7 protein-coding genes are annotated in these 10321 nt (G+C 60.6%); 2 read left to right on the top strand and 5 right to left on the bottom strand.

Features of this window, described 5'->3' with window-relative positions; translation table 11 throughout:
- Positions 1–220: 220 nt before the first annotated feature.
- On the bottom strand, positions 221–1555 hold the full coding sequence (locus tag ACIOWA_RS07035; protein WP_401158962.1) for a hypothetical protein: 1335 nt from the start codon (positions 1553–1555) through the stop codon (positions 221–223).
- Between ACIOWA_RS07035 and ACIOWA_RS07030 the strand changes: the two genes are divergently transcribed.
- Both ACIOWA_RS07030 and ACIOWA_RS07025 read left to right on the top strand, forming a co-directional pair.
- A complete protein-coding gene (locus tag ACIOWA_RS07030) occupies positions 1554–1904 on the top strand; it encodes a hypothetical protein (RefSeq protein ID WP_339431584.1) in 351 nt (116 codons plus the stop codon). The two genes, ACIOWA_RS07035 and ACIOWA_RS07030, sit on opposite strands and share 2 nt — an antisense overlap.
- Positions 1905–2050: 146 nt before the next feature.
- On the top strand, positions 2051–2677 hold the full coding sequence (locus ACIOWA_RS07025) for a methyltransferase domain-containing protein (RefSeq protein WP_339431585.1): 627 nt from the start codon (positions 2051–2053) through the stop codon (positions 2675–2677).
- 1 nt (position 2678) lies between these two features.
- Here the strand turns inward: ACIOWA_RS07025 and ACIOWA_RS07020 are convergent, their stop codons facing one another.
- The 4 genes from ACIOWA_RS07020 to ACIOWA_RS07005 all read right to left on the bottom strand — a co-directional run bounded on the left by ACIOWA_RS07020 (position 2679) and on the right by ACIOWA_RS07005 (position 10247).
- Positions 2679–4931, bottom strand: a complete 2253-nt coding sequence (locus ACIOWA_RS07020; RefSeq protein WP_339431586.1) for a glycoside hydrolase — start codon at positions 4929–4931, stop codon at positions 2679–2681.
- Positions 4932–5020: 89 nt separating this feature from the next.
- Positions 5021–8086 (bottom strand): efflux RND transporter permease subunit, encoded by a 3066-nt coding sequence (locus ACIOWA_RS07015; protein ID WP_339431587.1) that lies wholly within the window; start codon positions 8084–8086, stop codon positions 5021–5023.
- Complete coding sequence (locus ACIOWA_RS07010; RefSeq protein ID WP_339463951.1) at positions 8083–9147, bottom strand: efflux RND transporter periplasmic adaptor subunit; 1065 nt, start codon at positions 9145–9147, stop codon at positions 8083–8085. The genes ACIOWA_RS07015 and ACIOWA_RS07010 overlap by 4 nt, the downstream gene beginning before the upstream one ends.
- Positions 9144–10247 carry an efflux RND transporter periplasmic adaptor subunit gene (locus tag ACIOWA_RS07005; protein ID WP_339431589.1) on the bottom strand — a complete coding sequence of 368 codons (1104 nt, stop codon included), beginning with the start codon at positions 10245–10247 and terminating at the stop codon, positions 9144–9146. Before ACIOWA_RS07005 ends, ACIOWA_RS07010 begins: the two co-directional genes overlap by 4 nt.
- Positions 10248–10321: the final 74 nt, after the last annotated feature.

The following is a 10321-nucleotide window of genomic DNA, read 5'->3' as shown; positions in this document are numbered from 1 at the left end:
CGCGGGTCGATGTCGGGCTGGTCCGGATGTCGGCAATAGCCGACGCGGCGGATCACCTGCGAGCGAGAGTCCATGACCGACAGCGTCGGCGTGGCGGTGTCGTGGTGAACAATCATGGTCGGCGGCGTCCGTCATACACATGGGTGAAGACTGAACGCTTTTGGCTCGCGCCGATACTGTAAGAACTAACAGGTACAGAGTCGGCGCCGCCCAATTCAACTCAAAGATCCTCGATCAGGCTGTCGAGCCATGCATATTCAGTTTTGCTTCGATGCAACTCTTGCATGCTTTTTGTCGCGCAGATAATGCTGTCAGCATTATTGGCGGCCATGTGCGCGCGCATCTGCGGGTTTGCATTGAAGAGATCAACGGCCGTCTGAAGATCCGGAACGTCGCGCATTCCCAGGTAATGGCTGACCCCCGACAGGAACTCACTGTGGTCGTTCATAAAGACATTCAAATATTCGGCTGTCAGTCCACCGCGCATGATGACCTCGGAAACACCGCGCTCCGGAACGTCGTAAACGGTTAGCGGTTCCGATGTCAGAAAAGCACGCGCCTCGACGCCCAGGTAGAAATAATCCGACGCGTTGGGTCCGATGGCCGCGAACCGATCGATTCTGTTGGTGTGCAACATTTCATGGCCCAGCGTCAGGCTCAACGCCCCGGCGCGCAGGTATTTGCGATTGATGAACACCCGGCCATGGAAATCACCTTTGTACATCCAGGCCAAGTGATTGCCGGCAGTATCAACCCCCAGGAATTTATCGTCCCCCCAAAACCCTTGATACTCTTTGGAAACTGCCAATCCTCGCGAGACGCACTCAGAGAATCGCGGCGAAACGCTTTGGTGGTCGGTCCCAAAGTAGCTTTCGTAGACGGCATCGGCTTCCTGGTATTTCAGCGCGATTGCCCGACTGGCATCAGAGAACGTGCTTTGGACCACTCGCAACTCCGAGCGGATAATGGCTGCCTGCTCCGCAGGAAATTGCCGCAACCCACGCGCCACCAGAGTGGTGCCCGCGTCGAGTCCGAGCTCAAACACGTCATCCTTGCCGGTATGAATGCGGTCGCGTTCCAGTTTCCAGGTTTTGCTTTGCGGCTCGAAAAACAGTACCGGACCCGAGGGCTCCAGTTCAGACAACAGGGTCGCTCGATACTCTCCGCTCGTCCGGTCTCGCCTGACCTGGGCGATCTTGCCGGGCGCGATATCGACGTACAGCCGCCCCTTGACCACCCTGAAGCCTTGAGCATTGGCCTCAGCCAGTTTCTCCGGAGGTTTCAACAGATAGTGTTCAAGTGTTTTAACCTCGGGGCGAACAGGCAAAATCCCGGCAGACAGCAATGGGGTAATCGTAACGGCCGGGACTGCAGGAACCGACGCGCCAGGGTCGCGGGCAACCTCCATGTGTGCTTGCTCCGCATCAGGGCGAAAATTCTTTATCGCAGGCCCATCTCCGTCCAGCGGATTGCCGGGTCTTCTGCGGGGTGAATCTACGTCTGCCGGGCTACGGATGGTCGACGAGGTAGTAGCGGGTTTGCGAACAATGCTCATGAAAAAATCCTTTTTTCTAAGTGAATCTCCCCTTAAAAAAAACCGGGCAGACATCGCGACAGTCGTCTATCGCGCAGGCGTCATTACATCCCGAAGCGGACAACGCGGTGCGGTACATATGTATTGCACAGACGTTGGGGTTTTATGCTTTGCCGTGAGTAGCGATTCACACCGAGAAGGAAAAATTTCGCACAGGAAAATCAGAGAGCCTACAGGCCTGTTCCCTTTCCTTTGTCATCTGAAAGGCGCGGACCGGGCCAGGGTGTTTTCGGTCTGGCATTTGCTGAAGATGGCCAAGACGATGGTGGATCGTTCGATTGATTGTCTGGGGATGAAACCTTCTGGCTGAAGTACTTTGTCGCCAGTAAAACCGCTTTCGCGGGCAGGCTCGCACAGTTGGAATGCGTGCTCCTGTGTGTGGCGATGAGTTGCGCAGCAGCCCCCCGCCTGATGGCGTATATTCGCCAAACCTCCATCGCCCCACGCAGCCCAGCCATGAAGCAGACGCCCTCCGACCTTCAACAGATCACCGCCACCACCCTCGGCCACTACAACTCGGTGGCCGAAGACTTTCGCGAAGGCACGCGCGATCACGATGTCAGCCAGAACATTGATGCGCTGTTGCGGCACATTCAGGGTGCCGCGCCGTTCACCATTCTTGATTTCGGCTGCGGCCCAGGGCGGGATTTGCAGACGTTCACACGTTTGGGCCACGTCGCGGTCGGCCTCGACGGCTCGCAGGAGTTTGCGCGCATGGCCCGCGAGGACAGCGGTTGCGAGGTCTTGCAGCAGGACTTTTTGAAACTCGATCTGCCTTCAGAGCGCTTCGATGGTGTTTTCGCCAACGCCGTGCTCTTTCATGTGCCCTTGCAGGAGTTGCCACGGGTATTGCAGCAGTTGCGCAACGCACTGAAACCCGGTGGCGTGCTGTTCAGCTCCAATCCACGCGGGGATAACAGCGAGGGCTGGAACGGGCCGCGGTATGGCGCGTATCACGACCTTGAGGCGTGGCGCCGGTTGCTTACCACGGCCGGGTTCGTCGAACTGGAACATTACTTCCGCCCGGCCGGGCTGCCACGCGAGCAACAACCCTGGCTGGCCAGCGTCTGGCGCAAGGCCTGAGTCAGGGAGCAGCCTGCACCCGGTAGTGGCTGACGGCGCCGTCGGGCGTCAACACCGTGATGCTCTCGCCGGGCAAGGTCTGCCCCTGCACTTCACGCGATGCCTGATCAAAATTGGCCAGCAGTCGAGTGCCGTCTTCAAATGAAGTCTGCTGCACCTGCCGATCCTCGCTCAGCCATTGGAAACCGGTGAGTGCCTGAGTGGCCAGCCGCTCATGCAGCGGGCGGAAAAACGCATCCTGCCGCGCAATCAAAGGTAAGCGCTGCGCCAGCGTCGCCGCACTCAGGTGATACAGCGGCGGCACGTTGTAGAGCAACTGCGTGAGTTCGTTTTCTACCCGTACGTTGCTCAGCTTCAGGCTGTCGAACAACCAGTGATGCGTGGTGATGACCGAGCCGTGAAACACCGCCTGGTACAGCGGCAAACGGCTGGCCGGATCAAAGTGAATGCGTCGATACGGCGCTTTAATCGGCACCGGTTTGAAGAACACCGCCGGTTGCTCGGGTGGATACCATTGGCCCGTGAAGTATTCGGAGTCGCGGTTCTTGCTCATGTCGACATCACCCCATCCGATCACGGGCGTCTGCATACCATGGGCGAACAACACGCCCTGCGCCGTCGTCGCGTTGCCGTCCTCGGAACCGCTGGGCAGTTGCAGCGTTTCATTGATCCAGCGTGATGCCTGGACGTTACCTTCAGCGTTTTGCGCCTGGGTCATCGTCGAGCCCGGCCGATAGCTGTCGAACACCATGCCCGTGGCATACGCGTCGAGGAACCAGCTGTTGAAACCAGCGGCAGCGCTGACCGCTTTGACTCGCTGCTCCAGCAACGGGCGCACGCAACGAGGATCGGTGTAATGGCCCGACTGCTGAAAGCCGGTTTTCGGCTCACCGCTTTGCAGCACGATGGCGCAGTCCACGTTGGCTTTGTCCCCCAGGTGCGCCGTCGTCCAGTCCGGGTTCTCGTCACGGCTCAGCGCCGTCTCGTAGGAGTCGTACGGTGCCATCAGATACCCCGCCGCCACGCCAGCGCGAACCGCCTCAGGATGCCAGAGTCCACCCTCCCAGCCTTCGCCGAGCCCCAGCCACAGGCGTGTCAGCCCGGCACTCTGCAAGCCTTTGATGGTATCGAGCGACAAGGTACTGCCCCAACGCTTAGGATCGTCCGTCAAGGCGTCAACAAACTCAGTGGCCAACTGCGCACGCAGCGCAGCGTACCCGTCGACCAGCGCTTGCATGTCGGGCTGCGCGCGGGCCTGCCAGGTTTTGCGCGCCTGCGTGGCCAGCGCACGGTTGAGACCGCGCAACAGGACGGTTTGCTGGTAGCGGTTGACCACCGTTTGGGTGGCGAGCAGTTGCAATGCCTCACGATCCATCCCGGCGCGCAGCGCGCTGGCGAGCTCGCCCTGGCCGCGTAACTGGCCAAGCAGTGCCGGCCAGTTACGCACATCCTTTGACCCCAGCAGATCATTGCCCCACAGGTAGACATGACTGGCACCCAACAACTTGCTGGCCTGCGGGGTTTTCTCAAGTTTGCTGTTCAGGGTTTCGTAGCGCCCGTTATCGATCAGCCATTGCCGGTAGCGCTTGGCCCCCGCCAACGGCTCGGCCGCGCCCAGGTACAGGCTGAAGGTCAGCGGCGTTGAAGGGGCGAGTGCAGTGAATTGGTGCCGCGCCGCCAACGCCAGCGTGTCGCCGTCAGCGCTGAACAGCAGTTGATTGTTGTAGGGGTTGGTCAGCAACCAGTTGAGGCTGAACCCATCATGCTCAACGCCCCACAGCGGCAGGCTCAGGTCCTGGGTCGTGTTGAATTCGCCCTGCCCCAGCAAAAACTGTCGCCACACCGGATCAGCCCGGGGCACGTAATGTCCTTCGGCCAGTGGCCAGATCAGACCTTTGCCCATGGCGCTGCCGGGTTGGCGCAGGAACTCCAGTTCGGCGGGGTCGCGCGCGGTGATCGAGAAGGACAGGTCACGCTGATCGAGTTCTACGCTGAGCGACCAGGCGCCATCGTCCCATTGCCAATCGAGGCGATTGCCGCGTCTGACCAGTTGGCTGACCTTGTGCGCTTGCCCCCCCGAAGATGCCTGCACGGTCGCGCTGTTGGCCGGGGTGACCCGTAACGCGAGCGTCGCGGGGTCGATCTGCACCTGCCACAGCGAGTTTTCCAACAGCGTTTCGGCCAGCGATGAGGGCGACAGGCACAGGCCGGCCATCAACAGCAGTTGGCGCAGCCAGCAAGCGACAGTCGACATCGGGTGTCCTCCTCCAAATGGAGGAGGGACGGTAACGCAATAAATCATGGTTGTAAGTCAGACCGTTCCCAAAGGTGTAACAGGCGCCCTCAACGGGCCGATGTTGAAGCGTCTTTCTTCGGCTCGCGAATCTTGTACCAGGCCACATACAGCGCCGGCAGGAACAGCAGCGTCAGCAGCGTCGCCACCACGATCCCGCCAATCATCGCGTACGCCATCGGCCCCCAGAACACTTCCCGGGCGATCGGGATCATGCCCATGCTCGCCGCCGCCGCAGTCAGCAGAATGGGCCGGCGTCGATGCTCGGTCGCCTCCACCACCGCATCCCACGGCGCATAGCCTTTGCTCTCGTACTCATCGATTTGCGTCACGAGGATCACCGAGTTACGGATGATGATGCCGATCAGCGCGAGAATCCCGAGGATCGCCACGAAGCCCATCGGCGTGCCGGTCGGCACCAGCGCCAGCACCACGCCGATCAGCCCAAGCGGCGCGACACTGGCCACCAGAAACATCTTCTGCACGCTGTGCAACTGGATCATCAGGAAAGTCGCCATCAGGAACAGCATCAGCGGCAGAACCTTGGCTATCGGCCCCTGAGCTTTGCCGCTTTCTTCGACCGTACCGCCGGTGGCGACCTTGTAGCCCACCGGCAGTTTGTCGGCGAAGGCATCAATCGACGGTTTGAGCAGTTTCACCAGATCGGTCGGCTGGATCTCGTCGCGCACCGACGCCTTGATGGTGATGGTCGGCAAGCGGTCGCGACGCCACACCAGCGGTTGTTCCAGCTCATACCGCACCGTGGCGAATGCCAGCAGTGGAATCGACGCGCCGTTGGGCGTGACGATCTGCAGGTTCTGCAGGGTTTCTGGCGTGCCCCGCTCGGAGTCCACCGCACGACCGACGACGTTGATCAGGTAGATATCATCATCGACCTGGGTCAATGGCGAGCCGCTGACGATGCTGTTCATCACGTTCGCCACGTCTTCGGACGACAGCCCGAGTTGGCGGGCCTTGTCCTGGGCGATGTCGATGCGCAGGACTTTGCCCGGCTCGTTCCAGTCATAGATGATCTCGCCGATGTGCGCGTTCTTGTCCAGTTCGGTGGCCAGGTCGATGGCGTGCTTGCGCACCTGATCGATGTCTTTGCCGCTGACCCGGTACTGGATCGGACGCCCGACCGGCGGGCCCATTTCCAGTGCCTGGACATAACTGCCGATGCCGACGAAATCTTTGCGCAAGCGCTCACGCAAGCGTTGACTCAAGGCCTCGCGTGATTCGAAATTTTTGCTGACGATCACCAGTTGTGCGTAGTACGGGTTTTGCAATTGCTGATCGAGCGGCAGATAGAAGCGGATCGCACCCTGACCGATATAAGTGCTCCAGCGCACGATGTCCGGATCACCCTTGAGGGTTTCTTCCAGTTTGTCGACGACCTTGCGGGTCTCGTTGATCGAGGCGTTCTGCGGCAGGTTCAAGTCGACCAGAATTTCCGGTCGATCCGAGGAGGGAAAGAACTGGTTCTGCACAAACCGCATGCAGAACACCGACAGCGCGAACAACAGCACGGTGATGCCGATCGCCCACCAGCGGTTGCGCATGCACCACAGCAGACCACCGTTGAAGGCCCGCCCGATACGCCCGGGCTCGGCCTCATGGGGTTTCACATTGGCGCTGAGAATGTGGACACCGATGACCGGCGCAAACAACACCGCCACCACCCACGACACCAGCATCGCCACCGCAATCACCGCAAACAGGGTGAAGGTGTATTCACCGGCCGAACTGGCGTTGAGACCGATCGGCACGAACCCGGCCACGGTCACCAGCGTACCGGTGAGCATCGGGAAAGCCGTCGAGGTATAGGCGAACGTGGCGGCCTGCTCCTTGGTCTCGCCCATCTCCAGGCGCGTGACCATCATCTCCACGGTGATCATCGCATCGTCCACCAGCAGGCCGAGGGCAATGATCAGTGCGCCAAGGGAGATCCGCTGCATGGTGATGCCGCTGTATTCCATGAACACAAACACCATCGCCAGCACCAGCGGAATCGAGCACGCCACCACCAGACCGGCGCGCACGCCGAGGCTGACGAAGCTCACGACCAAAACGATGATCACCGCTTCGAACAAAGCGCTGGTGAAACCGCCGACCGCCTCTTCCACCACCACGGCCTGATCGGACACGGTGTGAACGCCGACACCGACCGGCAAGTCTGCCGTGAGCTGATCGATGCGCTCGTGCAGGGCCTTGCCGAAGGCCTGAACGTTGCCGCCCTTCTGCATGGCAATGGCCAGCCCGATGGCCGGCTTGCCGTTGAAGCGGAACTCGGGCGTGGCCGGGTCGACGTAACCGCGACTGATGTCGGCGATGTCGGCCAGACGGTAGAAGCGGTCATTGAGCTTGAGATTCACCTCGGCCAGGTCTTTCTCCGAGGCGAACTGCCCCGAGGTCCGCACGGAAATCCGCTCCGGCCCGGCTTCGATCACCCCTGCCGGGGTCACCGCGTTTTGCGATTGCAGGCTTTGCACAACCTGACGCTGATCGATGCCCAGCGCCGCCAGTTTGCGCGTGGAGAAGTTCAGGTAGATCACTTCATCCTGCTGACCGACCATCTCGATCTTGCCCAGCCCCGGCACATCACGGATCTCCGCCCGGGCCTGTTCCACGTAGTCGCGCAACTGGCGCATCGTCAGGCCGTCGGTGGTAAACGCATACACCGAGCCGTAGACATCACCGAACTCATCGTTGAAACCAGGCCCTTGAATCCCTTTGGGAAACTGGCCGCGAATATCGTCGACTTTCTTGCGCACCTGGTACCAGATTTGCGGAATGTCCTTGGCACTGGTGGTGTCGCGCAGGTACACGTAGACCGTTGATTCACCTGGCCGCGTGTAGCTTTTCACGTAGTCGAGGGAGTCGAGTTCTTCGAGTTTTTTCTCGATGCGGTCGGTGACCTGCTTGAGGGTTTCCTCTTGGGTCGCGCCCGGCCATTTGGTCTGGATCACCATGGTCTTGATGGTGAACGAAGGGTCTTCTTCACGCCCCAGATTGAAGTACGAGAACACCCCCATGAGTAATCCGACGAACATCAGATACCAGACGAAAGACTGATGCTTGATGGCCCATTCGGAGAGGTTGAAAGAGCCTTTCATTGACTGTCCTCGTCAAGATTCACGGATTGTCCGGGTTTGAGGCTGTTGACGCCGGCGCTGACCACCTGCTCACCATTCTTCACACCGCCAGCCAGCACCACGGTGCCGTCGGTGCGACTGATCACGCGAACGTCGCGAGGGCTGACGGTTTTGCTTTGGGTGTCGATCACCCAGACGCGCGATTGGCCATCGACATCCTGTATCGCCGTGGCGGGCAATTCGATGCGTGGTTTGATCGCCGAGCTGAGGGTCACGCTGATCGCCGTGCCGAGACGCAAACCGCTCGGGGTATCGGCCAGGGTCAAGCGTGCGCGGCGGGTGCGCGTAGCGCTTTGTGCCTGAGGCTCGATTTCGCGCAGGGTCGCTGTGGCGTTGATGCTCGGGTCGAGTTGCGCAGCGACCAGAAACACCACGTCGCGGGGGATCTGATCGACCAGGGTGTCGGGCAGGTCGATCACCGCTTCCTTGATATCGGGCTGCGCCAGGGTCACCACTTGCTGGCCGGCCGTCACCACTTGCCCGGCCTCGGCGTTCCACGCGGTGACCACGGCTTTGTGATCGGCGCGTAACTGGGTGTAGCCAAGTTGATCCTTGCTCTGATTGACCGCCGCCTGCGCCTGCTCCAGCGAAGCCTGGGTGGTTTTCAGATCCGTATTGGCGATGTCCAGTTGCGCTTGCGCACCGACCCCGCGATCAAACAGTGCTTGCTGACGCCGGGCGTTGGCCTGAGCGTTGATCAATTGCGCCCGGACCTGCGCCAGATCGCCCTGGGCTGAACGCAATTGGTTCTGCTGGTCGGAGGGGTCGAGGGTGGCGAGCAGCGTGCCCTTTTCAACCTCGGCGCCGACATCGACGTTACGGCTGGCGATGCGCCCGCCCACGCGAAAACCGGTGTTGCTCTCGTAACGCGCCTGAATGCTGCCGGCAAAACGCCCAAGGGTCTCCTCGTTCAGCGCTTGAACCCTGACCGACAGCACCGGACGCACCGGCTCCGGCGGCGGCTCGCTTTTCGAGCACGCGGCCAACAACACCGCCATGAACAACAGCCCCAGACGTTTCATGGCTGTGCTCCCGGTTGCAGATCCTTGTAAGTGTTTTCGGCAATCTCGACTTTGATGCCCGGATGCAACAACTGCCCACCGGCCACAATGACCTTCTCGCCGCCCTTGAGGCCGTCGCTGATGATGACTTTGCCGGTCAGGTATCGGCCGACCGTGACCGTGTGCAATTGCGCTTCACCTTGATCGTCGACCATCCACACCGCCGGTTCACTGACTTTTTTCGTCAGCGCCGACCACGGCAGTTCGACCGCCGACGTGCCACTGCCCTTGGCAGTAGCGCTGACCACCGAACCGAGTTGCATGCCCGGCGGCAGGCTGTCGAGGGTGACTTTGACCTGCACCGTGCCGGACTGCGCCGACACCGCCGGCGTAATTTCGCGCACGGTGCCGGTGGTTTTGATCGCCGGGTTATCCAGCAGGCTGACCACAATCGAACGATCCGAAGGACGCTCGGCCAGTAGCGACTCGTACACGTTGAACACCGCATCACGAGCACCGTCGCGGGCCAGCGTGAAGATCGGCGCAGTCGCCTGAACCACCTGGCCGACTTCGGCCTGACGCTCGGTGATGATGCCCGGTGCATCGGCAATCAATGAGGTGTAGCTGAGTTGATCTTTGGCATTGGCCAATTGCGCCTGCGCTGCGCTCAACGCACTTTGGCTACTGCGCAATGCCGCCTGCGCGGAATCGTATTCGCTCTGGCTGGTGTAACCCTTGGGCAACAGTTTCTGCTGACGCACGAACGCGGCCGCGGTCTGCTTGACCCGCGCCTGTTCGGCGGTCACTTGCGCCTGGGCGGAGTCGACATTGGTCTGCAAATCCTTGGGATCGAGTTTGGCCAACACTTGTCTGGCGCTGACGCGGTCACCGACATCGACCATGCGCTGGATGATCTTGCCACCGACCCGGAACGACAACTCGGTCTGCACCCGCGCCTGCACGTCACCGGTCAGGGTCACGGCGGCGGCGTATTCGGCGGGTTTCACCACTTGCACAAAGACCCGTGGCAAGTAGTCCTCAGGCGCTTCTTTCTTGCCGCAAGCGGTCAACAACGTGAACAGGCCCAGCATGACTGCTGTTTTCAATCCGGGACTCGCCATGCAGACTCCTTCCTGTGTACGAACGTGCAAGTGACGATACGACTGTGAGCTTAGAACAGGGTTCCGCGTCTGTA

It is taken from the genome of Pseudomonas sp. NPDC087614, assembly GCF_044743485.1.
In the GTDB taxonomy this organism is placed as follows: domain Bacteria; phylum Pseudomonadota; class Gammaproteobacteria; order Pseudomonadales; family Pseudomonadaceae; genus Aquipseudomonas; species Aquipseudomonas baetica_A.
The sequence above is the reverse complement of the archived record's forward strand: the minus strand, read 5'-3'. Positions and strand labels throughout refer to the sequence as shown.